This window comes from Pseudomonas haemolytica (assembly GCF_009659625.1).
Lineage (GTDB): Bacteria > Pseudomonadota > Gammaproteobacteria > Pseudomonadales > Pseudomonadaceae > Aquipseudomonas > Aquipseudomonas haemolytica.
In genome coordinates, this window is the sequence record NZ_VOIW01000007.1 from 276,389 (window position 1) to 299,318 (window position 22,930).

The following is a 22,930-nucleotide window of genomic DNA, read 5'->3' on the forward strand; positions in this document are numbered from 1 at the left end:
GATTCAGGGCTTGGGCCTAGCGTGTGCGGCCAGCCGTTCAAGTGCCGCGCGCAAGCCCGGGTCGCTGATCCCGTCGGCCGTTGCCTGGAGGGTTTCGGCCGCATTTTCCGACAGGTCCATGGTATGTCCCACTGCGCCTTGCGGCACGGTGGGCGGCTGCACCTTGAACTGAATCCGCGTCAAACTGGCGAACTCATCAAATACCATCAGTTGCCGCTGCAAGCGTTTTTGTTGATAACGCAAGCGGGTCGCCCAATGGCCGTCGGTCACAATCAATAGCAGATTGCCTTCACGCCAGGACGCCACATGACAATGTTCACGTGCGGCCGGTTGCAGCTGGCTTTCAAGCAGGCGTTGCAAATGGCCCAAGCGTTGCGCATGGCCAAAGATGGCTTTCAACGGCTTGGCTTCGCGGAGCAACACGCCGGGAGCGCGGGCTGTAAGTGGGCGAAATGCCATGTCTGGACACCTTAAGTAACAGAGCGGTCATCTTAACAGAAAGCGCCGGTACACCCCGAGGCCATGCATCTACGGAGCTTTTCTCGTGAAATCAATAGGTAACTTCTGCACCTCATGGGTTGAAGTTCCAGCAAAAGCCCTTATTTTAAACAAGCCCTCTCACAGGCCCATGCCAGCATCGGGGAACAACGCCACTTTCCTCACCCACGATTCCGGGTAGAATGCGCGTTCGCATGCGGCCGTGAGGGCTGCTCGGGCCACTGACGGTGCGCCCTCCATCCCTATGTGTGGAAGAACCTGCCGATATGTTTGCGCCTTTGTTAAAGAAACTTTTTGGAAGCAAGAATGAGCGCGAAGTCAAACGCATGCTCAAGACGGTGCAGCTGGTCAATGCCTTCGAAGAGCAGATGGTTGCTCTGTCGGACGAGCAATTGCGCGCCAAGACCGAAGAGTTCAAGGCCCGCATAGCCAAAGGTGAAACCCTCGACAAGCTGCTCCCTGAAGCCTTTGCGGTCGCCCGTGAAGCCGGTAAGCGTGTCATGGGCATGCGCCACTTCGACGTGCAGTTGATCGGCGGCATGACCTTGCATGAAGGCATGATTGCCGAAATGCGTACCGGTGAAGGCAAGACCCTGGTGGCAACCCTGGGCGTTTACCTCAACGCACTGTCCGGCAAGGGCGTGCACGTTGTGACGGTGAACGACTACCTGGCTCGCCGGGACGCCAACTGGATGCGCCCGCTGTATGAATTCCTCGGCCTGACCGTCGGCGTGGTAACGCCGTTCCAGCCGCCGGAAGAGAAGCGCGCCGCCTACGCTGCCGACATCACCTACGGCACCAACAACGAATTCGGTTTCGACTACCTGCGCGACAACATGGCGTTCAGCATGGAAGAGAAATTCCAGCGCGAACTCAATTTTGCCGTGATCGACGAAGTCGACTCCATCCTCATCGACGAAGCCCGTACCCCACTGATCATCTCCGGCCAGGCCGAAGACAGCTCGCGCCTGTACACCGAGATCAACAAGTTGATCCCGCGCCTGGAGCAGCACATCGAGGAAGTGGAAGGCGTGGTGACCAAAGAAGGCCACTTCAGCATCGACGAGAAGACCCGCCAGGTCGAACTCAACGAAGCCGGTCACCAGTTCGTCGAAGAGATGCTGACCCAGATCGGCGAGCTGGCCGAGGGTGAAAGCCTGTACTCGGCGCACAACCTGGGCCTGTTGACCCACGTGTATGCCGGCCTGCGCGCCCACAAGCTGTTCCATCGCAACGTCGAGTACATCGTCCAGGACGGCCAGGTCGTACTGGTTGACGAACACACCGGCCGTACCATGCCGGGTCGCCGTCTGTCCGAAGGCCTGCACCAGGCCATCGAAGCCAAGGAAGGGCTCAACATCCAGGCCGAAAGCCAGACGTTGGCGTCCACGACCTTCCAGAACTACTTCCGTCTGTACAACAAACTGTCCGGCATGACCGGTACGGCCGACACCGAAGCGTTCGAATTCCACCAGATCTACAACCTGGCCGTGATGGTCATTCCGCCGAACAAGCCGTTGGCGCGCAAAGACTTCAACGACCTGGTGTTCCTGACTGCCGAAGAGAAATACGCGGCAATCATCAATGACATCAAGGACGGCATCGCCCAGGGCCGTCCGATCCTGGTGGGTACCGCCACCATCGAGACTTCCGAGCACGTGTCCAACCTGCTCAACAAGGAAGGCATCGAGCACAAAGTACTCAACGCCAAGTTCCACGAAAAAGAAGCCGAGATCATCGCCCAGGCCGGTCGCCCAGGCGCACTGACCATCGCCACCAACATGGCCGGTCGTGGTACCGACATCCTGTTGGGCGGCAACTGGGAAGTGGAAGTGGCCTCGCTCGACAACCCGACCCCTGAGCAGATCGCCCAGATCAAGGCTGACTGGCAGAAACGCCACCAGGCCGTGCTCGAATCCGGTGGTTTGCAGGTGATCGCGTCCGAGCGTCACGAATCGCGTCGTATCGACAACCAGTTGCGTGGTCGTGCCGGTCGCCAGGGTGACGCTGGTTCCAGCCGTTTCTACCTGTCGCTGGAAGACAGCCTGATGCGTATCTTCGCCTCTGATCGGGTGAAGAACTTCATGAAGGCCCTGGGCATGCAGTCCGGTGAAGCGATTGAACACCGCATGGTGACCAACGCCATCGAAAAGGCCCAGCGCAAGGTCGAAGGCCGTAACTTCGACATTCGTAAGCAACTGCTCGAGTTCGATGACGTCAACAACGAACAGCGTAAAGTGATCTATCACATGCGTAACACGTTGCTGGCCGCCGACAATATTGGCGAGACCATCGCTGATTTCCGTCAGGACGTGCTGAATGCCACCGTCAGCGCCCACATCCCGCCACAGTCCCTGCCTGAGCAGTGGGATGTCGCCGGCCTGGAAGCGGCACTGAAGAGCGATTTCGGTGTTGACCTGCCGGTTCAGCAATGGCTGGACGAAGACGACCACCTGTACGAAGAAACCCTGCGCGAAAAACTGATGGCCGAACTGCTGGCCGCGTACAACGAGAAAGAAGAGCAGGCGAGTGCCGAAGCACTGCGCACCTTCGAGAAGCAAATCGTGCTGCGCGTGCTGGATGACCTGTGGAAAGACCACCTGTCGACCATGGATCACCTGCGTCACGGCATCCACTTGCGTGGCTACGCCCAGAAGAACCCGAAGCAGGAGTACAAGCGCGAGTCGTTCACGCTGTTCTCCGAACTGCTGGATTCGATCAAGCGCGATTCGATCCGTGTGCTGTCCCACGTTCAGGTGCGTCGCGAAGACCCGATCGAAGAAGAAGCTCGCCTGCGTCAGGAAGCCGAGGCACTGGCTGCGCGCCTGCAATTCCAGCATGACGAAGCACCGGGCCTGGAAGCGCCTGAGGTGTTGGGCGAAGAGGTCGATGTGGCCCTGGCCCAAACCCCGGTTCGCAACGATCAGAAGCTGGGCCGTAACGAACTGTGCTGGTGCGGTTCGGGCAAGAAGTTCAAACACTGCCACGGCGAAATCAACTAAGATTTTCGCCTGACGCTGCAACACCCCGCGCCGCGACCGGCATTAGCCGTCGCGGCGTTTTGCCATTAATTCCCACCGTCGATAACGACGGCACAGACATCACCTATTTTTAAGGAGCGCATTCATGGCTGTTGGTCTTGGTCCTTTGCCCACATTGCACCCGGTTGCCGGTTTTGAGCTCGGTATCGCTTCGGCCGGCATCAAGCGCCCGGGGCGTAAGGATGTGGTAGTGATGCGCTGTGCCGAAGGCTCGACCGTTGCCGGTGTGTTCACCCTCAACGCTTTCTGCGCTGCGCCGGTGATCCTGGCCAAGCAACGTGTGGCCGGCACGATCCGTTACCTGCTGACCAACACCGGCAATGCCAACGCCGGCACCGGCGAGCCAGGCCTGGTGGCTGCTGCGCGCACCTGCGCCAAGCTGGCCCAACTGACCGGCGTGGACGCCAGCCAAGTGCTGCCATACTCCACCGGCGTGATCGGCGAGCCGCTGCCGGTGGAAAAAATCGAAGGCGCTTTGCAAGCTGCGTTGGATGACCTGTCTGTGGATAACTGGGCGGCTGCGGCCACTGGCATCATGACCACCGACACCTTGCCCAAAGGTGCGAGCCGCCAGTTTGTGCACGACGGCGTGACGGTTACCGTAACCGGCATCAGCAAGGGCGCGGGCATGATCCGCCCGAACATGGCCACCATGCTCGGCTATATCGCCACCGACGCCAAAGTCTCGCGCGAGGTGCTGCACAGCCTGATCCTGGACGCTGCCAACAAGTCGTTCAACCGCATCACCATCGATGGCGACACCTCGACCAACGACTGCTGCATGCTGATCGCTACCGGCCAGGCCAGCCTGCCGCCCATCACCGAAGCCAGCGGCCCGCTGTTCGCGGCGTTGAAGCAGGCAGTATTTGAAGTGTGCATGGACGTAGCCCAGGCCATCGTGCGGGACGGCGAGGGCGCGACCAAGTTCGTCACTGTTGAAGTCAACGGCGGCGCCAACCACCAGGAATGCCTGGACGTGGGCTACACCGTGGCTCACTCGCCGTTGATCAAGACCGCGCTGTTTGCGTCGGACCCGAACTGGGGCCGTATCCTGGCAGCGGTTGGCCGTGCCGGCGTGCCGGACCTGGACGTGAGCAAGATCGACGTGTTCCTCGGCGACGTGTGCATCGCCAGCGGTGGTGCTCGCGCCGAAACCTACACCGAGGCCCAGGGCTCGGCGGTCATGCAGCAGGAAGAAATCACCATCCGCATCGAATTGGGTCGTGGCGCGTGCAGCGAAACCATCTGGACCACGGACCTGTCCCACGAATACGTGAAGATCAATGCGGAATACCGTACCTGATACCAAGAGGAAACTGGCGGTGAAACGAGTGCATGTAGCAGCAGCGGTGATCCGCGGTGTCGACGGCAGGATCCTGCTGGCGCGCCGTGCCGATACCCAGCATCAAGGCGGCCTCTGGGAGTTTCCCGGGGGCAAGGTGGAGGCCGATGAATCGGTCGCCACGGCCTTGTCCCGTGAACTGCAGGAAGAGTTGGGCATCCAGGTCACCACGGCGCGACCGCTGATCAAGGTGCAGCATGATTATCCGGACAAGCAGGTGTTGCTGGATGTCTGGGAAGTCTCGGCCTTTACCGGCGAGCCCCATGGCGCCGAAGGGCAGCCGTTGGAATGGGTGACGCCACGGGACTTGGTCAACTATGAGTTCCCGGCGGCGAATGCGCCGATTGTTGCTGCTGCACGCTTGCCCGCCGAGTATTTGATCACCCCGGGCGAGCTGGAAGCCCCGACGCTGTTGCGTGGTATCCAGAAGGCTATCGCCGGTGGCATCAAGCTGGTTCAACTGCGTGCGCCCAATGGCTATGACCCCAAATACCGTGACCTGGCGGTGGATGCGGTTGGCCTGTGTGCTGGCAAGGCGCAATTGATGCTCAAGGGGCCGTTTGAATGGCTGGGGGATTTCCCTGCCGCCGGCTGGCACATGACCTCGGCGCAGTTGCGCAAATACGCCAGCAAGGGTCGCCCGCTGCCCAAAGACCGTTGGTTGGCCGCGTCCTGCCACAACGCTGAAGAACTGGCGCTGGCCGAGATGATGGACGTGGATTTTGTCACGCTGTCGCCGGTGCAGCCGACCCAGACCCATCCGGATGCGCAGCCGTTGGGTTGGGAGCAGGCGCAGGAGTTGATTCGCGGGTTCAGCAAACCAGTTTTCCTGTTGGGCGGGGTTGGGCCTGCGCAGCGGGAGAAGGCTTGGGAGGCTGGGGCCCAGGGTGTGGCAGGTATCAGGGCGTTCTGGCCGCAGGTTTGATGGTGTTCTGACGGGCCCTATCGGGAGCAAGCCCCCTCCCACATTCGACCGAGTTCCAACTTTGGAATGTGGTCTGAATGTGGGAGGGGGCTTGCTCCCGATGAGGCCCCGTCAGTCCCCTGGGAAATGTCAGTGTGGCTTGGCAGCGGCCTGCCATAACACTTCAGCAACACCTTGGCGCCGGGCAATCACCCTGGCCGCCACAAACAGCAAATCCGACAACCGATTGATATACGCCAACCCCACGCCTTCCAACGGCTCCACCGTATTCAACTGCTGACAGCGCCGCTCAGCACTGCGCGCCAGGCTGCGGCACACATGGGCTTGGGCAATCAAGGCTGAGCCACCGGGTAGGATGAAGTTCTCCAACGGCCCGACTTCTTCGTTCCAGCGATCAATCGCCGCTTCCAGCCGATCCACTTCCGCTGCATTCAACGCCTTGTACACCGGCATCGCCAGCTCACCGCCCAGGTCGAACAAACGATGTTGGCACGGTGTGAGCACCTCAATCACGTCCATCAGCGCCGGGTGCTTGCCGCTTTGCTCTTCCAGGTTGGCCAGCAACAGGCCCAATTGGCTGTTAAGCGTATCTACCTCGCCAATCGCCTCCACGCGCGGGTGGTCCTTGGGCACGCGGCGGCCGTCGCCGAGGCCGGTTTCGCCCTTGTCGCCGGTACGGGTGTAGATCTTCGACAGGCGAAAGCCCATGGTCAGTGCTCCAGTTGGGTAAGTTCTGCGGGGGACAATTGGCTGCCGGCCAGGGGCAGACGCAAGGTAAAGCAGGTGCCTTGGCCCAGGGTGGAATGCACTTCCATCTGGCCCTTGTGGTTGTTGGTAATAATGAAATACGACACCGACAGCCCAAGCCCGGTGCCCTGGCCGATTTCCTTGGTGGTGAAGAACGGTTCGAAGGTGCGCTTGCGCACGTTTTCGCTCATGCCGATGCCGTTGTCTTCCACCTGGATTTCTGCCCACGGCGGGTTGAGGCGGGTGCGCAGAATAATGCGCCCCGGCTCGCTGTCGTCGTCACGCAGGTGGATGGCTTGGGCGGCATTCTTCAGCAGGTTGAGCAGCACTTGCTCCAGCTCGTTGGCGGTGCCGGGCACCGGGCCCAGTTGCGGGTCAAACTGGCGGATGATCGCTTGGCCCTTGAAATCGAAACCGATGGTCAGGTCGAAGTCGTTGCCGGCGATTTCCACGGCCTGGTCGATCAGGGCCGGCAAATCGCAGGGGGCCATCTGGCGATTACTGCGACGGCTGAAACTGAGCATATGGGTGACGATTTTCGCCGCACGTGCACCGGCCTGCTGAATGCCGTCGAGCAACTGTGGGACTTCGCGGCCTTGCAGGTAACGATTGACTGTATCCAGCTCGATGCCCACCTGCTCGGCAAGCTCCAGGTTCTTGGGCAGGTCCGGGGACAGGCGGCGGCGGATGTTCTGCACGTTATGCAGGATCGCGCCCAGTGGGTTGTTGATCTCGTGGGCCATACCGGCGGCGAGGCCGCCGACGGAGAGCATTTTTTCCGACTGCACCATCATCTCTTCCAGGGACAGGCGCTGGGTGATGTCGTCGATACGGATCACCACGCCGCGCCCGGCACCGCCCATCAACGGGTAGAACGTCAGCGCGTAATGCTTGGGCTCGTCGTCCTTGACCCAGGTGACCCGCTCGATCCGTTCCACCGTGTGCTGCTCCACCGTGGCCTTGATTTGCGGCAGGTACGGCTTGAGCGGCTGGAAGGCGAGGAAAATCGGCTGATTCAGGGCTTCGTCCAGACGCGTACCGGAAAGGGCGGTGGCTTCCTGGTTCCACTGGGTGACATAGAGCTGCTCGTCCAGAGCGATCAGCGCCGAGGGCATCGAGTCGATAATGCTGTTGAGGTAGTTCTGGAAACCGGTGAGCTTTTTCTCGATCTTGCTGCGCACCTGGACTTCCAGTTCCAGCTTGCGGTTGGTATGCCGGGTTTCTTCGGCCAACCCCTGGGCCTGGTCGTAAGCGGCCTGGGAGTCGTCACGCGCACGCTTGAGCTGCTGCTCGCGGGCCTCGATGCGCGACAACATCGTGTTGAAGGCTTCGGCCAGGCTGCCGATTTCGTCATGGTTGCCACGCCCGGCGCGCAGGGCGTAGTTCTCTTCGCGGGTCACCTGGCGGGACAGTTCTTCCAGTTCATGGATGGGGCGCGTGATCAGGCGCTTGATCTGCCGGGCGATGACCAGCCATAGCAACACACTGAAAATCAGGATGCCCAGGCTTGCGGTCAGCGTGCCGGTATAGAAAGCCACCGGCAGTTCACTGCTGGCCACCAGTAACAAATGCCCGGAAGGCTGGGCGCCACGGGGCAGGGTGATGACCTGGTTGCTGCGAAACTCGGTGACGCGCCAGGCCTCGATATGCCGGTAGTTGTCCGGCAGGTGCAGGCGGTCGCCGTGCTGCAGCTGCGCCAGGCGGTTGCCTTCGCCGTCGTACAGGGCGGCGGCACGCAGTGGGGAATAACTGGTCAGTTCATTGAGCAGCGCTTCGGCCTTGGCTGGGGATTCGAGGGCCTCGGCGGCGAGCGACGGGTTGGACACCAGTCGGCCAATCGCCTGCAATGCCTGGGGCGCCATGCTTTCCTGGGAGATCCAGTAGGCGGCGCTGATAAACGTCAGGTTGGCCACCAGTAATACGGTGGTCAATAGCACCAGCAAGGCCGCCAGCAGTTTCTGCCCTACCGGTAGATTTTCAAGACGCTGGCGCAGTGGCATCAGGGTTTTCCCAGGTGATAGACAGGTAGGCAGGGTAGCGCGTGCCTCAGTCGCTGGCCAATCCGCGTGCGAGCAAATGCTCGACCAGCCGCGCCTGCAACTGTTGCAGATGTGGCAAGACCAACTGGTGGCGGGCCGCCGCCTGGCAAGCGTAGCCCAGCAGGTAACTGATTTCGGTGCGTCGGGCGTTGGCGACGTCCTGGTACATGGAGGAGTAATTGGCCGCGGTGGCCTGGATCACGCGCTCCACTTCAGCGTGCAGATCCTCTGCGGCCGCGGGCTGGCCGCAGTATTCCAGCAGCTCGGCCAATTCGGCGCACAAGGTTGCCACTTCACACTGATGGGCTTGCAAGCCACCATTGCGGCACTGGTAGAGCACGGTCAGCGGGTTGATGGCGCAATTGAGCGCCAGCTTGCGCCACAGGCGCGTAAGGATATCGGTCGCCCATTCGTGAGGAATGCCGGCCGCTTGCAGGTCGTCCAGCCACAGCACTGGTGTGGGATGGCCCGCGTCTCCCAGCCAGGTGTAACCGTGGCCGGCAAACACGACCCGCCAATCGCCATCGCGGAACGCGCCTTCGGTGCTGGAGGCATAGATGCAGCGGGCTGACGGCACTTGCGCAGCCACTGCGTCCTGGCTGCCCAAGCCGTTTTGCAGCAGGATCAGTTCGGCGTCCGGTGCCAGCCGATGTTGCAACTGGGCGATAGCGCTTTGGGCATCGTAGGCTTTGCACGCCACCAGCAGGCGATGAATCGGCTCGGGGCTTTCAGGTGTTTCGCCGATCACCGCATAGGTATGTTCCACGCCGTGCTCTACCAGGGTCAGCCCTTGGCCGGCTCGATAGCTGGCCAGGCGCGCGTCATTGCGCAGGATCAGCCTGACGGGCACGCCCGCACGCGCCAGCCGTGTGGCCCAGAGGGTGCCCAGGCTGCCAGCGCCGAGAATATGCCAGGGGGTCGACATCAGTTTGTGCTCCGTAGGGTCGCTCACAGTGAACGGGGCGAAAGAACCGCTATAATGCCTCGGCATTTTAGCTCGGGCGCGCTCCATCTCTACTGAGCCCGCCCCTTATATTGGAGAAATGACATGCCTTCGTTCGACGTGGTATCCGAACTGGACAAACACGAAGTCACCAACGCCGTCGAGAACGCCGTCAAGGAGCTGGACCGTCGCTATGACTTGAAAGGCAAGGGCAGCTTCGAATTCAAGGAAAAGGAACTGACCGTCAACCTGACCGCTGAAGCCGATTTCCAGCTGGAAGCGATGATCGAGATCCTCAAGCTGGCGCTGGTCAAGCGCAAGATCGACGTGCAGTGCCTTGAAGTCAAGGACGCCTACGCCTCCGGCAAACTGATGAAGCAGGAAGCCGTGCTCAAGGAAGGTATCGACAAGGAGCTGGCGAAGAAGATCGTCGCGCATATCAAGGATGCCAAGCTGAAAGTCCAGGCCGCCATCCAGGGCGAACAGGTTCGTGTCACCGGCAAGAAGCGCGACGACCTGCAAGACGCCATTGCGGCCCTGCGTGCCAAGACCTTCGACATGCCGCTGCAGTTCAATAACTTCCGCGACTGATGGCACTTTGGGGAACCTGTGGGCGTTTTTGACGTCCCACGCCCCAGAACTTACGCCTACTCTTGAGCCCTGCGGGGCTCGATTGCGTTAGTGGGTACTCAAAAAAGCCGCACATCCGGTAAACAGGAGAATGTAGATGGATTTGAACGCTGAAATGGATCACCTGATCAAGACCTCCCAGTCGTGGATCCCGATGATCATGGAATACGGCAGCCGGGTATTGCTGGCCGTCATCACCCTGGCCATTGGCTGGTGGCTGATCAACGTGTTGACCCACCGAGTGGGGCGTTTGCTGGCTATCCGCAATGCCGACCTGGCGCTGCAACATTTCATCACCAGCCTGGCAAATATCGCGCTGAAGGTCATGCTGATTGTCAGCGTAGCCTCAATGATCGGTGTGGCAACCACCTCATTCGTCGCCGCTATCGGTGCCGCAACCCTGGCCATTGGCCTGGCATTGCAGGGCAGCCTGGCCAACTTCGCCGGTGGCGTGTTGATTCTGCTGTTCCGCCCGTTCCGCATTGGTGACTGGATCGAAGCCCAGGGTACTTCCGGTACGGTCGATAGCATTCAGATCTTTCACACGGTGATCCGCACCGGTGACAACAAGACAGTAATCGTGCCCAACGGCATCCTGTCCAACGGCATCATCACCAACACCAATCGCCAGCCGACCCGCAAGGTGGTGTTTGATGTAGGTGTGGATTACGAGGCAGACCTGCAGAAGGCCCGCGAAGTCCTGCTGGAGTTGGCCAAAGACCCGCGCGTGCTGGCAGACCCTGCGCCAGTGGCGGTGGTTTCGACCTTGGGCGACAGCTCCATCACTGTTTCCCTGCGCTGCTGGACCAATACCCCGGATTATTGGGACGTAATGTTTATGTTTAATGAACTGGCGCGTGACCGTTTGAAAGCTGCCGGGATTGATATTCCGTTTCCGCAGCGGGTTATTCGCGTGATGCAGGAAAGTGTCACAAAATAATTTGACGTGACGCTATCGAACTTGGCCGAAAGGTCAGGTTCAATGCTCTCGTTAGTTAGCTTGCTAGTTATTTTTCCAGTGAAATAAAACTGCAATAAAAAAGCCACTCCCTGTTTGAACACAGGAGCGGCTTTTTTGTTTAAAGCCGAAGCCTTAAGTCATCTTCGTAATTAAATGGGTAATTACAAGATGTTCAGCGGGTATTGCGCGATCAGACGCAGTTCGTCCAGGGACGGCGATCCGTACACGTTATCAGACGAGCGATAAGTCGCTTGACGCAGGCGCAGGCTCAGATCTTTTGCCGCACCGCTCTGGATTACGTATTTAGCCTCGATATCACGCTCCCACTCTTTGCCGTTGCTAGTGAGGTTGGTGTTGGCGCCGCTACCCGTTACGTAACGAGTCATGAAGCTCAGGCCAGGAATACCAAAGGTCGCCATGTTGATGTCGTAGCGAGCTTGAAAGGACTTCTCACCTTCAGCGTTGAAGTCGGAACGGGCGATGGAGTTGGCCAGGAAAATCGTTCCGCCGCCGTCTACGCCGTAGCCGTACTGGCCGTCGCCGCTGACCTTCTGGGCTGCCAGGGTGAAGGTGTGGGCGCCAATGGTGTACGCGCCTTGCAAGCTGAACGCGCGGTTGTCGAGCTTGGTAGTACTGTCCTTGTCAGCACGTACCAGACCAGCGCCGTCGCTCTTGGTGTCGTAGATGTTGAAGTCGACAGCCACGGATTGGTCATCGCTCAGCGCGTGAGTCCAGTTCACGTTGGCGTAGAGCTTTCTCCAGTAGTCTTCCACTTTCGAGTAGTAGAGGCTGGTGGTGAACTCCGGGCTCCAAGCGTATACACCGCCCACGAAGTTGGCGTCTCGCAGGCCGCGGTTTGAACCTGGCTCTGAGCTGCCGATACTGTCCCTGTAGGTCTGGTCCTGCGCCACAATCGAGGTGAAGTGACCGGCCTCCAGTTTCAGATCTTTGATTTCGTTGCTGGTGATGGAGATGCCCTGCGGCAGTTCCGGGAGCAAACGGCTGTCATCCGAGGCAAACACCGGTGCGGTGGTGTATTGATCACCGACTTTGAGCACGGTGTTGGAAATGCGGAATTTCACCGCGGCGCCACCCTTTGAGTACTCATCCTGAGCGCGACCATCGGAGCCGTTAGGGAACAGCCCAGTGCCGGCGCGGCCCTTGCCGCTGTCCAGTTTGATGCCCATCAAGCCGATGACATCTACACCGACACCGATGGTGCCTTGGGTGTAGCCCGAACTGAACAGGCCGTGGAAACCGAGACCGGTTTCTTCACGACGGCTCGGGCCTGTGTCGTTGTTACGGTAGTCGCGGCTGAAGTACAGGGTACGCGTCAGAATGCTGGCGGTACTGTCTTCAATGAAGCCCTTGGAATCATCTTGGGCGGACGCCATTGCGAACTGCGAGGTGCCTGCTGAAACAGCCAGGGCGATCATGCTCCACTTCATCACGCGCATCGTGATTTGCTCCTTTGGTTTTAGGAAGAGTAACTGCCGTCCCACCTGTATTTTTATCTGGGCGGCTCTTTCTTTATTTGTGTCGGCGCAAAGTTATATCACGCAGACTCTAATGACGATACTTGCCCATCTTTCCTTTCAGCTTCTTTACGAGGCTGTCGTAAATCGCTAGATCCATGTCGCAAATTCACAGCCTGAATGTAACCAGGCTGACAACTTCAATGCTCTTTTCCTACTTCTTTCAAAGTTTGAACTCTTCCTTGATACGCACTGAATCGCTGCTGTTTTTTATCGCGAAACACCTGCTTCCAAACGGGTGCCGTTGCCGACGATACGGTGGTGAATGCAACAAGCGTGCACAAACCGCCAACCGAATGTCATTTTTTCGTGAAAAGCGTTACGGGAGTGTAAAAACCGCATAAGCACGGGCTTTTTACGCCATTTGGTTCGGGCTTGACGCCCGTGTGTTACACCTGACCGGTCGTACACAAAACCTGCACCTGGGCAAAACGTTACCGGTTCACCCTCATCAGTGGGTAGTCGGGGGAGCCCTTTGACGCATAAGTGGGTCATTTTGGTGCGGCCCGTTGAAGCCCGGCCTAGCGTAGTTCAAATATTTGCCTGCCTCTAAAGGGTGCGTTTTTTTTACCGGTTGCCTCAAGGCTCCCCGTATTCGCCGTGAAGCCTTGGGCATTCGAAGGTATGCTGGGCGCCTGAAACCGACCTGCCGAACGGAGTGCCCACGTGTTCGCCCTAGATCAACGCCTGCAACAAGACACCTTGGCCATTGGGGACTTCCCGCTCTGTCGCCTGCTGCTGTCCAATGACTCGAACTACCCCTGGTTCATCCTGGTACCGCGCATCGACGGTATCAGCGAAGTGTTTCAACTGGATGTCGCCGCTCAACAAACGTTGTGGAAAGAAACCACGGCCCTGGCGCAGTTGCTTAACGACGGGTTGGCCGCCGATAAGATGAACATCGGTGCGCTGGGCAACGTCGTCAGCCAGTTGCATGTGCATGTGATCGTACGCAGGCGTGACGACGCCGCCTGGCCGGCGCCGGTGTGGGGCAAGCACCCAGCCCGGCCTTATACCGACGAGCAAGTGGCGGCGATTCGCGCCCGTATGCGTGAGCTGTTGCCTGCCGACTTTATCTTTACCCAGGACTGAACCATGGACCTGCAAGAGCGCGTCACCGACCTGGAGAGCCGCCTGGCCTTCCAGGACGACACCATCGAGACACTCAATGACATACTGGTCGCCCAGCAACGGGCGGTTGAGCGCCTGCAATTGCAAATGACCGCATTGCTCAAGCGCCAGGAAGAAATGGGCGGCCAGTTCGAGTCATCCGAAGAAGAAGCGCCACCGCCGCACTATTGAAAGGTGCAGGCAATAAAAAACCGCGATCCAGCCAACGCTGGATTGCGGTTTTTTTTGCAGCGAAGGCTGGGGTCAGCGACGCGGCAGGGCAGCGATTACATCTTCGGCTTGCAGGCCCTTGTCGCGGTTCATCACCGAGAACTCCACGCGCTGGCCTTCGACCAGGACGCGGTGGCCTTCGCCACGGATAGCCCGGAAGTGGACGAAGATATCGTCGCCCGAATCGCGGGAAATGAAGCCGAAGCCTTTGGAGGTGTTGAACCACTTGACGGTCCCGGTATCCCGGTTGGTCATGTCGTAGTTTTGCGACGCGGCCGCAGGGGACGAACGGTAGAAGCTGATGGCCAAATGAAGAACGATGGCGACCACAGCAATCACCAGGCTGAGCAGGATGGCCGGGTGGCCACCGACTTCAGGCATGGGCGCCAGGAGGGTGAGGGTTTGTACGACAACAGTCAGCACCAGCAGCGCACTGACCAGGTTTTGCAGTTGATGACGCGTGCCTTTGTTCCAGTAAGGGATTACCGGTGCGAGCGTCAGGTTAAGAAGGCCGAACAAGGCCAGGTACAGAGCGTCGTGTTGTTGCAGGTAGGGCAGGCTTTCAGGCTGCAGGCTCGGGATAAAGGACAGCAGCAACGCTGCAACGCCCGTTAGCAGGTGGACGATTTTCAACATTTTGATTAACTCACGTTAAGACGGATCACAAGGAAGAGCTGACCGGCACGGTTCGCTTCTGAACAATGGGAGGCGTTGGGCACGTACGCGGGTATCAGCCTATGTGGCGTGCCGCAGAAATAAACGGCAGCCACACGCCGTCTATTTAACAGCAAAGGCTGTGCCTACTCAAATCAAGCATTTCGAGGTGTTGCGTCGGGCACGGCATTTCTGCGGCAAACGCTTGTCCTAGACAGGTGCAGGTTTTTTGAGTGGCATGCTGGAGACTCTTCCTACGGGTAGAAAGGCTTGCCAATTCACGTCTGCGGGTGGTGCGAGGGCGATTTGCCGCATGCTGCCTGGGTGTGTCGGGCTGCAAGGGGCTCGCTCTCTTGCTAGAGTGGTCCTGCACCTGATCAATGAATGCTCGTCAATTGAAGGGGAAAAACATGGCAATCGATATTGGTATCAGTGAAGAAGACCGTAAATCCATCGTCGACGGACTCTCGCGGCTGCTGTCCGATACCTATGTTCTGTATCTGAAGACCCACAACTTCCATTGGAACGTCACTGGCCCCATGTTCCGTACGCTGCACTTGATGTTCGAGGAGCAGTACAACGAACTGGCGCTGGCAGTGGACTCCATCGCCGAGCGCATCCGTGCCCTGGGTTTCCCGGCACCGGGCGCCTATTCGATTTACGCCCGCCTGTCTTCGATAAAGGAAGAGGAGGGTGTGCCGAGCGCCGAAGAGATGATCAAGCAACTGGTCGCCGGCCAGGAAGCGGTCACGCGTACCGCGCGAGGCATTTTCCCGCTGCTCGACAAGGTCAGCGATGAACCGACGGCGGACCTGTTGACCCAGCGTATGCAGGTCCACGAAAAAACCGCGTGGATGTTGCGTTCCCTGCTTGAAAACCAGTAACTGCCGAACCCGGGCGGCGCCTTTTGGGCGCTGCCTGCTTATTTCCCTGCGCTTCCTAGAGTTGTCCTACGACTAACAACTCCCCGTCTTCTGGCTGCTCCGCGCCTCCTGCTGTTTTATAGACCCATCGCCCAATGGGAGAAGCCCATTGGCTGCTGTTTGGCAATGGAGTGTCAGGTGTATGTCACGTGGAGTGGGTAAGGGAGTGATGGAAACCTGTGGTTTTCACAAGATAAAGATCGACCCCTTTGATAAAGGGTTTGACATGGGGATGGCCAAGCCATTGTCCCGGTCGGTCAGGCTCAACGGGTTTTCCACCTGTCTGCGGCTTGAACAGATCTATTGGAACATCCTGACGGAGATCGCCAGGATCAATACCTGTTCAGTCAGTGCGTTGTTGTCTTATGTCGATAGGGAAGTGCATTTGCGCTACGGGGGCGTCAAGAACTTCAGTGGGTTGGTGAGGGTGGTGTGCGTGGTGCATGTGCTAAAAGATCGCGCCGCCCTCACGTCTGCGGACACGCTTGTGCAATAGGCGCAGGCTTTGGGGCCGGCCCTTCATCCCCGCGGGCCGGGCCTGGGGCAGAAAGCCGGCTGCGCTGCCTTGATTTACCAGATATAATCCCGCGCTTTGCTGCGCATGCCGGGCTTTATGCACAGGGCAGGGCGTGGCGCTGTAACGATCTGATCGCCGAGACATCTCCATGCCCATGTACGACTATCAATGCGCTTCCTGTGGTCACCAGTTGGAAGCCATTCAGAAGATCAGCGCAGCACCGCTGGTCGATTGCCCTGCCTGCCAGGCACCTGAGTTGAAGAAGATGTTGTCCATGCCGGGCTTCCGCCTGAGCGGCAGCGGCTGGTACGAGACCGATTTCAAGACCGGCGCCAAGAAGAACCTGGCGGGCGGCGACAAAGCAGACTGAGTTGAACTCTACGCGCAGGCTCCTGCATTATCCGTCTCCTGCTTAACTGTACGGTGACGAGGCAGGCCTCCACCGAATTTCGAATTACGAGAAGTGAAACCACGACCATGATGCGCAGCCACTATTGCGGCCAACTGAACGAGACCCTGGAAGGTCAGGAAATCACCCTTTGCGGATGGGTTCACCGTCGCCGCGACCACGGCGGGGTGATCTTCCTCGATATCCGTGATCGTGATGGTCTGGCCCAGGTGGTGTTCGACCCGGACCGCGCCGAGAGCTTCGCCGCCGCCGACCGCGTGCGTAGCGAATACGTCGTGAAAATCACCGGCAAGGTGCGCCTGCGCCCGGCCGGTGCTGTGAACAAGAACATGGCGTCCGGCGGTATCGAAGTGCTGGGCTACGAGCTGGAAGTGCTGAACGAATCGGAAACCCCGCCGTTCCCACTCAACGAATACTCCGACGTGGGCGAAGAAACCCGCCTGCGCTACCGCTTCCTGGACCTGCGTCGTCCGGAAATGGCCGAGAAGCTGCGCCTGCGTTCGCGCATGACCACCAGCATCCGCCGCTTCCTCGATGAGAACGGCTTCCTTGACGTCGAAACGCCAATCCTTACCCGGGCGACTCCGGAAGGCGCGCGTGACTACCTGGTGCCTAGCCGTACCCACGCCGGCAGCTTCTTCGCCTTGCCGCAATCGCCGCAGCTGTTCAAGCAACTGCTGATGGTGGCCGGCTTCGACCGTTACTACCAGATCGCCAAGTGCTTCCGTGACGAAGACCTGCGTGCGGATCGCCAGCCTGAATTCACCCAGATCGACATCGAGACCAGTTTCCTCGATGAAAAAGAGATCATGGGCCTGACCGAACAAATGATCCGCAACCTGTTCAAGGAAGTGCTGGACCTGGAGTTCGGCGAATTCCCGCACATGACCTTCGAAGAAGCCATGCGCCGCTACGGTTCCGACAAGCCCGACCTGCGTAACCCGCTGGAACTGGTGGACGTGGCCGACCAGCTCAAGGAAGTCGACTTTAAGGTGTTCAGCGGCCCGGCCAACGACCCTAAATGCCGCATCGCCGCCCTGCGCGTGCCTGGCGGCGCGAGCATGCCGCGCAAGCAGATCGACGACTACACCAAGTTCGTTGGCATCTACGGTGCCAAGGGCCTGGCGTACATCAAGGTCAACGAGCGCGCCAATGGCGTTGACGGTCTGCAATCGCCGATCGTGAAGAACATTCCACTGGACAACCTGAACGCGATCCTCGACCGCGTCGGTGCAGTTGACGGCGACATCGTGTTCTTCGGCGCCGACAAGGCCAAGATCGTCAGCGAAGCCCTGGGCGCGCTGCGCATCAAGCTCGGCCACGACTTGAACCTGCTGACCTGCGAATGGGCACCGATGTGGGTCGTCGACTTCCCGATGTTCGAAGAGAACGACGACGGCAGCTTCAGCGCCTTGCACCACCCGTTCACCGCACCGAAGTGCTCCCCGCAAGAGCTGGAAGCCAACCCGGCAGGCGCGTTGTCCCGTGCCTACGACATGGTGTTGAACGGTACTGAGCTGGGTGGCGGCTCGATCCGTATCCACCGCAAAGAGATGCAACAGGCGGTGTTCCGCCTCCTGGGCATCAACGAAGCGGAACAGGAAGAGAAGTTCGGCTTCCTGCTCGATGCCCTGAAGTACGGCGCACCGCCACACGGTGGCCTGGCGTTCGGCCTGGACCGTCTGGTCATGCTGATGACCGGCGCCCAGTCGATCCGTGAAGTGATTGCCTTCCCGAAAACCCAGAGCGCTGCGGACGTCATGACCCAGGCTCCGGGTGTGGTGGATGCCAAGGCGCTGCGCGAGCTGCACATCCGTCTGCGCGAGACGCCGAAGGCTGAGTAAGGCTGCAGCGTGAAAGCGCGATAAGGTTGTACGCAGTCAAAAAGGCGCATCTTCGGATGCGCCTTTGCGTTTAAAAGAAGGAAATCCTGCCTGGGGCGGGATTGATAAGGTTTCTAGAGAATTTCGGAGTTGTGTTATGGCTGGCCATTCCAAGTGGGCGAACATCAAGCACCGCAAAGAGCGTCAGGATGCCAAGAAGGGCAAGATATTCACCAAGTGGATTCGCGAACTGACCGTCGCTGCCCGCCAGGGTGGCGGTGACCCAGGCTCCAACCCGCGTCTGCGTCTGGCGCTGGACAAGGCACTGGGCGCCAACATGAGCCGCGACATCATTGACCGCGCTGTGGCCCGTGGTGCCGGCGCGGCCGATACCGACGACATGGTCGAGCTGACCTACGAAGGCTACGGCCCGGGCGGCGTGGCGGTGATGGTCGAGTGCATGACCGACAACCGCAACCGCACCGCCGCAGCCGTGCGCCATGCGTTCAGCAAGTGCGGTGGCAACCTTGGCACGGATGGTTCGGTGGCCTACCTGTTCGAGCGCAAGGGCCAGATTTCCTTCGCGCCTGGCACCGATGAAGACGCGCTTATGGAAGCGGCGATGGAGGCGGATGCCGACGACGTGGTGACCAACGAAGACGGTTCCATCGATGTGTTTACCTCGTTTGCCGGCTTCTACGCGGTGCGTAACGCCCTGGAAGCCGCCGGGTTCAAAGGTACCGACGCTGAAATCGTGATGCTGCCGACCACCAGTGCCGAGCTGGACCTTGAGGGTGCGCAGAAGGTGTTGAAGATGCTGGATATGCTTGAAGACCTGGATGATGTGCAGAATGTTTATTCGAATGCCGACATCCCGGAAGACGTAGCCGAACAGCTAGCCTGAAGAACGATGTAGGTCCAAATGTGGGAAGGGGGCTTGTGTGGGAGGGTGCAAGCCCCCTCCCACACAAGCCCCCTTCCCACATTGGATTCTCGGTGTATCAAAAAATGTGTTTATCCAAACCGCAGGCGTTATGACTTTAATCCTAGGTATCGACCCCGGTTCGCGCATCACCGGTTTTGGCGTGGTGCAACACACCCCGCGCGGCTGTGTTTACGTGGCCTCGGGCTGTATCCGCACCGGCGCGGGTGAATTAGCCGAGCGTTTGCAAATCGTCTATCGCGGCGTACGTGAAGTCATTCAGACCTATGGCCCGGTCACCATGGGCATCGAAAAGGTGTTCATGGCCAAGAACGCCGACTCGGCGTTGAAGCTTGGCCAGGCCCGTGGCGCGGCGATCGTGGCAGGTGCCGAGGAGGGCATGGAGATCGCTGAGTACACCGCGACCCAGGTCAAACAGGCGGTTGTCGGCACCGGCGCGGCCAACAAGGAGCAGGTGCAGATGATGGTCATGCACATGCTCAAACTCACCTCAAAACCGCAGATCGACGCCTCCGACGCCCTGGCCATTGCCATTTGCCATGCACACACCCGCTCCAGCCTGTTGCCTCACGGCTTGGGCACCGCACGTAGTCGTGGCGGGCGGCTGCGTCTCTGATAGCATCAGCGCAATTGTTAGTTGCGGTCAGGCCCTGATCTGACCCCCAAGCTTTAAGGATCTGAACCGTGATTGGACGCTTGCGCGGCACCCTGGCTGAGAAACAGCCGCCGCACCTGATTCTGGATGTGAATGGATTGGGTTATGAGCTTGAAGTGCCCATGACCACCTTGTATCGCTTGCCCTCGGTCGGTGAGCCGATAACCTTGCACACGCATTTGGTAGTGCGCGAAGACGCGCAACTGCTCTATGGTTTCATCGGCAAGCGTGATCGCGATTTCTTCCGCGAGCTGATCCGTCTCAATGGCGTGGGGCCGAAATTGGCCCTGGCGCTGATGTCGAGCCTGGAAGTGGATGAACTGGTACGTGCCGTTTCTGCCCAGGACACTTCGGCCCTGACCAAGGTGCCGGGCGTGGGCAAGAAGACCGCCGAGCGCCTGTTGGTAGAGCTCAAGGACCGTTTCAAAGCCTGGGAGGTGGTGCCGAGCATGTTTGCCCTGGTGCCGAACCAGCCGGATATGCCGGCAGGCCAGGTCGCCAGTGCCGAAAGCGATGCGGTCAGTGCGTTGATCTCCCTGGGCTACAAGCCCCAAGAGGCCAGCAAGGCGGTATCGGCCATCAAGGACAAGAACCTGAGCAGCGAAGACATGATCCGCCGAGCCCTGAAGGGAATGATTTAAGTGATTGAAGCTGACCGTCTGATCGCGGCCACCGGCCCGCGTGACCGCGAAGAAGTCCAGGACCGGGCCATCCGCCCCCTGAGCCTGGCCGAGTACATCGGCCAGCCTACCGTGCGCGAGCAGATGGAGCTGTTCATCCAGGCCGCGCGCGGGCGCAGTGAGTCCCTGGACCACACCTTGATCTTTGGGCCGCCGGGGTTGGGCAAGACCACCCTGGCCAATATCATTGCCCAGGAAATGGGCGTGTCGATCAAGTCCACCTCCGGTCCGGTGCTGGAGCGTCCTGGCGACTTGGCGGCGCTGCTGACCAATCTTGAGCCCCACGATGTGCTGTTTATCGACGAGATCCATCGGTTGTCGCCGATTGTCGAGGAAGTGCTGTACCCGGCCATGGAGGACTTCCAGCTCGACATCATGATCGGTGAAGGCCCGGCGGCCCGTTCGATCAAGCTCGACCTGCCGCCGTTCACCCTGGTTGGGGCGACCACGCGTGCGGGCATGCTCACAAACCCGCTGCGAGACCGTTTCGGCATTGTCCAACGTCTAGAGTTCTATAGCACCGCCGATCTTGCGACCATCGTCAGCCGCTCGGCGAGCATTCTCGGCTTGCCCCTGGACCCGGAAGGCGCCTTTGAAATCGCCCGCCGCGCCCGTGGCACGCCACGGATTGCCAACCGCCTGCTGCGCCGCGTGCGCGACTTTGCCGAGGTACGTGCCAAGGGCCACATCACCAAGGCGGTTGCTGACCTGGCGCTGAACCTGCTGGATGTGGACGAGCATGGCTTCGATCACCAGGATCGGCGTCTACTCTTGACCATGATCGAGAAGTTCGACGGTGGCCCGGTCGGCGTGGACAGCCTGGCCGCGGCCATCAGTGAAGAGCGTCATACTATCGAGGACGTGCTGGAGCCATACCTGATCCAGCAGGGCTACATCATGCGTACACCGCGGGGCAGGGTGGTGACGCGCCACGCTTATCTGCACTTTGGGCTAAACATTCCGTCACGATTGGGGGAGATGCCTGCGGTAGACGAATTCCTTGATGCAGTGGACGATTAAAAAGGTCACGCCAGACGATTTATCTGAGGTTTGTGCTGTCCTAGTGGCTGGCGTCGTCATTCAGGCAGTACAAATGTTTCAGCTAATGAAAAAACAGTTGCCTAGCCAATTGGCAACCTGAGGAGTAAGCACTAGAGTATGCGCGCGCAAAACGGGGATCAGTCGTTCGCACATCGCTGTCGCGTTTATTACGAGGACACCGATGCTGGCGGCATCGTGTATTACGTCAATTACCTCAAGTTCATGGAGCGGGCTCGAACCGAGCGGCTACGGGAGCTGGGCTTTGCCCAATCCCAGCTGGCAGGGGAGGACCTGTTATTCGTCGTGCATTCCAGCGAGGCGCGTTACCACGCACCGGCGCGACTGGACGACGAGCTGCTGGTCAGCGCTGAAGTAATCGAATTGAACCGTGCCAGCCTGCGTTTCAAACAGCAGGTCAGGCGGGCCACGGATGCAACGCTGCTCTGTGAGGGGCAGTTCCTGGTGGCGTGTGTGCGCACCAACAGCTTGAAACCTCGGGCCATTCCCGAAACTCTACGTGCGGCCTTTGCTGCCGTGAGCGGCGCGGGTCAACAATCAAAGCAGGAGATTTAGCGTGGAACCTACCGTCGTCGACCATTCCTCCATGTGGAGCCTGGTCAGCAATGCCAGTATCGTGGTTCAACTGGTCATGCTGACCCTGGTAGCCGCATCGGTTACCTCTTGGGTCATGATTTTTCAGCGCAGCAACCTGCTGCGCGCCGGTCGACGTGCCCTGGAGAGCTTCGAAGAGCGCTTCTGGTCGGGTATCGACCTGTCCAAGCTGTACCGCCAGGCCGGTAGCAACCCGGACCCGGACTCGGGCGTCGAGCAGATCTTCCGTGCCGGCTTCAAGGAATTCTCCCGCCTGCGCCAGCAGCCTGGGGTTGACCCGGAAGCGGTGATGGAAGGCGTAGCGCGTGCCATGCGCGTGGCTATCTCCCGTGAAGAAGAGAAGCTGGAACAGAGCCTGCCGTTCCTTGCCACCGTAGGCTCCGTCAGCCCGTACATCGGTCTGTTCGGCACTGTGTGGGGGATCATGAACTCCTTCCGCGGCCTGGCCCAGGCCCAGCAAGCCACACTGGCCACCGTGGCCCCGGGTATTGCCGAAGCCCTGATCGCCACCGCGATCGGCCTGTTCGCCGCTATCCCCGCAGTAATCGCCTACAACCGTTTTGCTGCAACCAGCGAAACGTTGATCGGCCGTTACTACACCTTCGCCGATGAATTCCAGGCGATCCTGCACCGTAAAGTGCACACCAGCGAAGAATAAGCAGGTAATTCCC

At 59.5% G+C, this 22,930-nt stretch carries 23 protein-coding genes; 17 read left to right on the forward strand and 6 right to left on the reverse strand.

Features of this window, described 5'->3' with window-relative positions; translation table 11 throughout:
* Window positions 1-3: 3 nt before the first annotated feature.
* Window positions 4-459 carry a DUF721 domain-containing protein gene (locus FRT59_RS22965; protein WP_034115784.1) on the reverse strand — a complete coding sequence of 152 codons (456 nt, stop codon included), beginning with the start codon at window positions 457-459 and terminating at the stop codon, window positions 4-6.
* Between the two features lie 305 nt (window positions 460-764).
* Between FRT59_RS22965 and secA the strand changes: the two genes are divergently transcribed.
* The 3 genes from secA to FRT59_RS22980 all read left to right on the forward strand — a co-directional run bounded on the left by secA (window position 765) and on the right by FRT59_RS22980 (window position 5,806).
* Window positions 765-3,500 (forward strand): preprotein translocase subunit SecA, encoded by a 2,736-nt coding sequence (gene secA / locus FRT59_RS22970; protein WP_034115783.1) that lies wholly within the window; start codon window positions 765-767, stop codon window positions 3,498-3,500.
* Window positions 3,501-3,624: 124 nt separating this feature from the next.
* Complete coding sequence (gene argJ / locus FRT59_RS22975; protein ID WP_153872471.1) at window positions 3,625-4,842, forward strand: bifunctional glutamate N-acetyltransferase/amino-acid acetyltransferase ArgJ; 1,218 nt, start codon at window positions 3,625-3,627, stop codon at window positions 4,840-4,842.
* Window positions 4,843-4,861: 19 nt separating this feature from the next.
* The gene (locus tag FRT59_RS22980; protein ID WP_198809830.1) at window positions 4,862-5,806 is read left to right on the forward strand and encodes a Nudix family hydrolase; all 945 of its coding nucleotides are present in this window, start codon (window positions 4,862-4,864) and stop codon (window positions 5,804-5,806) included.
* 129 nt (window positions 5,807-5,935) lie between these two features.
* Here FRT59_RS22980 and FRT59_RS22985 read toward each other — a convergent pair whose 3' ends face one another.
* Genes FRT59_RS22985 through FRT59_RS22995 form a run of 3 tightly spaced genes read right to left on the reverse strand, consistent with a single transcriptional unit; the run spans window position 5,936 to window position 9,517 of the window.
* Window positions 5,936-6,514 (reverse strand): cob(I)yrinic acid a,c-diamide adenosyltransferase, encoded by a 579-nt coding sequence (locus tag FRT59_RS22985; RefSeq protein WP_034115780.1) that lies wholly within the window; start codon window positions 6,512-6,514, stop codon window positions 5,936-5,938.
* Between the two features lie 2 nt (window positions 6,515-6,516).
* Window positions 6,517-8,553, reverse strand: a complete 2,037-nt coding sequence (locus FRT59_RS22990; protein WP_034115779.1) for a sensor histidine kinase — start codon at window positions 8,551-8,553, stop codon at window positions 6,517-6,519.
* A gap of 46 nt (window positions 8,554-8,599) precedes the next feature.
* The gene (locus FRT59_RS22995; protein WP_153872473.1) at window positions 8,600-9,517 is read right to left on the reverse strand and encodes a putative 2-dehydropantoate 2-reductase; all 918 of its coding nucleotides are present in this window, start codon (window positions 9,515-9,517) and stop codon (window positions 8,600-8,602) included.
* Window positions 9,518-9,640: 123 nt separating this feature from the next.
* On the opposite strand from FRT59_RS22995, the gene FRT59_RS23000 reads away from it, so the two are divergent.
* Together FRT59_RS23000 and FRT59_RS23005 are read left to right on the forward strand one after the other, a co-directional pair.
* Window positions 9,641-10,126, forward strand: coding sequence for a YajQ family cyclic di-GMP-binding protein (locus tag FRT59_RS23000; protein ID WP_034115777.1), 486 nt, complete (start codon window positions 9,641-9,643; stop codon window positions 10,124-10,126).
* Window positions 10,127-10,262: 136 nt separating this feature from the next.
* Entirely contained in the window at window positions 10,263-11,105 is an 843-nt protein-coding gene (locus FRT59_RS23005) for a mechanosensitive ion channel family protein (protein WP_034115776.1), read from the forward strand.
* 182 nt (window positions 11,106-11,287) lie between these two features.
* On the opposite strand, the gene FRT59_RS23010 is transcribed toward FRT59_RS23005, so the two are convergent.
* The gene (locus tag FRT59_RS23010) at window positions 11,288-12,583 is read right to left on the reverse strand and encodes an OprD family porin (RefSeq protein WP_153872474.1); all 1,296 of its coding nucleotides are present in this window, start codon (window positions 12,581-12,583) and stop codon (window positions 11,288-11,290) included.
* A 744-nt stretch (window positions 12,584-13,327) separates the two neighbouring features.
* Here FRT59_RS23010 and FRT59_RS23015 point away from each other — a divergent pair.
* Both FRT59_RS23015 and FRT59_RS23020 read left to right on the forward strand, forming a co-directional pair.
* On the forward strand, window positions 13,328-13,753 hold the full coding sequence (locus FRT59_RS23015) for an HIT domain-containing protein (protein WP_198809829.1): 426 nt from the start codon (window positions 13,328-13,330) through the stop codon (window positions 13,751-13,753).
* A gap of 3 nt (window positions 13,754-13,756) precedes the next feature.
* On the forward strand, window positions 13,757-13,963 hold the full coding sequence (locus tag FRT59_RS23020) for a SlyX family protein (RefSeq protein ID WP_003193876.1): 207 nt from the start codon (window positions 13,757-13,759) through the stop codon (window positions 13,961-13,963).
* Window positions 13,964-14,035: 72 nt separating this feature from the next.
* On the opposite strand, the gene FRT59_RS27405 is transcribed toward FRT59_RS23020, so the two are convergent.
* A complete protein-coding gene (locus FRT59_RS27405) occupies window positions 14,036-14,638 on the reverse strand; it encodes a cold-shock protein (RefSeq protein ID WP_005790922.1) in 603 nt (200 codons plus the stop codon).
* A gap of 428 nt (window positions 14,639-15,066) precedes the next feature.
* Between FRT59_RS27405 and FRT59_RS23030 the strand changes: the two genes are divergently transcribed.
* From FRT59_RS23030 to tolQ, 10 genes are all read left to right on the forward strand, one after another.
* Window positions 15,067-15,540, forward strand: a complete 474-nt coding sequence (locus FRT59_RS23030; protein ID WP_003193874.1) for a Dps family protein — start codon at window positions 15,067-15,069, stop codon at window positions 15,538-15,540.
* A gap of 181 nt (window positions 15,541-15,721) precedes the next feature.
* The gene (locus tag FRT59_RS23035; RefSeq protein ID WP_034115773.1) at window positions 15,722-16,075 is read left to right on the forward strand and encodes a ribbon-helix-helix domain-containing protein; all 354 of its coding nucleotides are present in this window, start codon (window positions 15,722-15,724) and stop codon (window positions 16,073-16,075) included.
* Window positions 16,076-16,244: 169 nt separating this feature from the next.
* Window positions 16,245-16,466 carry an FmdB family zinc ribbon protein gene (locus FRT59_RS23040; protein WP_003193872.1) on the forward strand — a complete coding sequence of 74 codons (222 nt, stop codon included), beginning with the start codon at window positions 16,245-16,247 and terminating at the stop codon, window positions 16,464-16,466.
* A gap of 107 nt (window positions 16,467-16,573) precedes the next feature.
* A complete protein-coding gene (aspS, locus tag FRT59_RS23045; protein WP_153839084.1) occupies window positions 16,574-18,349 on the forward strand; it encodes an aspartate--tRNA ligase in 1,776 nt (591 codons plus the stop codon).
* A gap of 136 nt (window positions 18,350-18,485) precedes the next feature.
* Window positions 18,486-19,232, forward strand: a complete 747-nt coding sequence (locus FRT59_RS23050) for a YebC/PmpR family DNA-binding transcriptional regulator (RefSeq protein ID WP_034115771.1) — start codon at window positions 18,486-18,488, stop codon at window positions 19,230-19,232.
* Window positions 19,233-19,362: 130 nt separating this feature from the next.
* Window positions 19,363-19,887, forward strand: a complete 525-nt coding sequence (ruvC, locus tag FRT59_RS23055; RefSeq protein ID WP_024077147.1) for a crossover junction endodeoxyribonuclease RuvC — start codon at window positions 19,363-19,365, stop codon at window positions 19,885-19,887.
* Between the two features lie 68 nt (window positions 19,888-19,955).
* Entirely contained in the window at window positions 19,956-20,567 is a 612-nt protein-coding gene (gene ruvA / locus FRT59_RS23060) for a Holliday junction branch migration protein RuvA (RefSeq protein ID WP_003175802.1), read from the forward strand.
* Entirely contained in the window at window positions 20,568-21,626 is a 1,059-nt protein-coding gene (gene ruvB, locus FRT59_RS23065; RefSeq protein WP_005790907.1) for a Holliday junction branch migration DNA helicase RuvB, read from the forward strand.
* Window positions 21,627-21,764: 138 nt separating this feature from the next.
* Window positions 21,765-22,220: a tol-pal system-associated acyl-CoA thioesterase gene (ybgC, locus tag FRT59_RS23070; RefSeq protein ID WP_043049114.1), complete on the forward strand. Its 456-nt coding sequence runs from the start codon at window positions 21,765-21,767 to the stop codon at window positions 22,218-22,220.
* Window position 22,221: 1 nt separating this feature from the next.
* Window positions 22,222-22,917: a protein TolQ gene (gene tolQ / locus FRT59_RS23075; RefSeq protein ID WP_034115768.1), complete on the forward strand. Its 696-nt coding sequence runs from the start codon at window positions 22,222-22,224 to the stop codon at window positions 22,915-22,917.
* Window positions 22,918-22,930 lie beyond the last annotated feature (13 nt).

Coding starts and splice junctions, on each gene's coding strand:
- FRT59_RS22965 (WP_034115784.1), bottom strand. CDS start 459: ATGGCATTTCGCCCACTTACAGCCCGCGCTCCCGGCGTGTTGCTCCGC.
- FRT59_RS23005 (WP_034115776.1), top strand. CDS start 10,263: ATGGATTTGAACGCTGAAATGGATCACCTGATCAAGACCTCCCAGTCG.
- FRT59_RS23035 (WP_034115773.1), top strand. CDS start 15,722: ATGTCACGTGGAGTGGGTAAGGGAGTGATGGAAACCTGTGGTTTTCAC.
- FRT59_RS23010 (WP_153872474.1), bottom strand. CDS start 12,583: ATGCGCGTGATGAAGTGGAGCATGATCGCCCTGGCTGTTTCAGCAGGC.
- FRT59_RS23000 (WP_034115777.1), top strand. CDS start 9,641: ATGCCTTCGTTCGACGTGGTATCCGAACTGGACAAACACGAAGTCACC.
- FRT59_RS23030 (WP_003193874.1), top strand. CDS start 15,067: ATGGCAATCGATATTGGTATCAGTGAAGAAGACCGTAAATCCATCGTC.
- FRT59_RS23050 (WP_034115771.1), top strand. CDS start 18,486: ATGGCTGGCCATTCCAAGTGGGCGAACATCAAGCACCGCAAAGAGCGT.
- aspS (WP_153839084.1), top strand. CDS start 16,574: ATGATGCGCAGCCACTATTGCGGCCAACTGAACGAGACCCTGGAAGGT.
- FRT59_RS23040 (WP_003193872.1), top strand. CDS start 16,245: ATGCCCATGTACGACTATCAATGCGCTTCCTGTGGTCACCAGTTGGAA.
- argJ (WP_153872471.1), top strand. CDS start 3,625: ATGGCTGTTGGTCTTGGTCCTTTGCCCACATTGCACCCGGTTGCCGGT.
- FRT59_RS23020 (WP_003193876.1), top strand. CDS start 13,757: ATGGACCTGCAAGAGCGCGTCACCGACCTGGAGAGCCGCCTGGCCTTC.
- ybgC (WP_043049114.1), top strand. CDS start 21,765: ATGCGCGCGCAAAACGGGGATCAGTCGTTCGCACATCGCTGTCGCGTT.
- FRT59_RS22990 (WP_034115779.1), bottom strand. CDS start 8,553: ATGCCACTGCGCCAGCGTCTTGAAAATCTACCGGTAGGGCAGAAACTG.
- ruvC (WP_024077147.1), top strand. CDS start 19,363: ATGACTTTAATCCTAGGTATCGACCCCGGTTCGCGCATCACCGGTTTT.
- secA (WP_034115783.1), top strand. CDS start 765: ATGTTTGCGCCTTTGTTAAAGAAACTTTTTGGAAGCAAGAATGAGCGC.
- FRT59_RS22985 (WP_034115780.1), bottom strand. CDS start 6,514: ATGGGCTTTCGCCTGTCGAAGATCTACACCCGTACCGGCGACAAGGGC.
- FRT59_RS22995 (WP_153872473.1), bottom strand. CDS start 9,517: ATGTCGACCCCCTGGCATATTCTCGGCGCTGGCAGCCTGGGCACCCTC.
- FRT59_RS27405 (WP_005790922.1), bottom strand. CDS start 14,638: ATGTTGAAAATCGTCCACCTGCTAACGGGCGTTGCAGCGTTGCTGCTG.